We start from the raw sequence: 715 nt of genomic DNA, 5'->3' as shown, positions 1-715 counted from the left end.
GTATTTATACGGGTGAGTAACTCTCACCTGAAGCGCTAATAGCCCAAGCCATTCTCGCCATCTTGTTGGCATAAGCTACACATGCTCGATTATGCCCTCGAGTTTGAACCAGTCGGTTTATCCATTGACTTAATTTATCATTCTTCGTTTTTGCTCTTGAGACAACAGCTTTTGCTCCTTGGATCAACAGGCACCTTAAGTAGCTATTTCCTCGCTTACTTATCCCAAGTAAAGTATCTTTCCCGCCACTACTGTGTTGACGCGGAACGATACCTAAAGACGCTGAAACATCGCGGCCTCTTTTATAGTTACTGCCATTTCCAACTTCATTGAAATAGGCGCTTGATACCATAGGACCAAATCCAGGTATTGTTTGGATCCGTTGGCAAATATCATTATTTTTTGCTGTTTCAACTATTAATGTACTGTAAGTTTCAATGCAGCTGTCTAAGTTACTCAATTGTGTTTCTAACTGCTTTAGTACCGCTTTAAATGCGCCTGATAATCCGGTATTTTCATCTTCTAAAATTAGGGGGATACTTTTGCGTATTGTGTTTACACCCTGATTTAAAATAATTCCGTATTCAGCAGTTAAGCCTCGGATTTGATTGCATAGTGCCGTTCTTTGTCTGACCGCTAATTCTCTCGCTTTGTGCTGTGCTTGGTTATCTTGTTGCTCAACTGATTTTATACAGACACTCTTAATATGATGTTG

1 protein-coding gene is annotated in these 715 nt (G+C 40.1%); it reads right to left on the bottom strand.

Annotated elements, in window-relative coordinates; translation table 11 throughout:
• Positions 1 to 4: 4 nt before the first annotated feature.
• A partial coding sequence (locus tag I6F43_RS19980) for an IS110 family transposase (protein WP_197103760.1) occupies positions 5 to 715 on the bottom strand: 711 nt, incomplete at its 5' end.

Source organism: Pseudoalteromonas sp. NZS71_1, from assembly GCF_015864305.1.
Classification (GTDB): Bacteria; Pseudomonadota; Gammaproteobacteria; order Enterobacterales; family Alteromonadaceae; genus Pseudoalteromonas; species Pseudoalteromonas arctica.
This window is presented reverse-complemented; position numbering and strand designations above follow the sequence as displayed.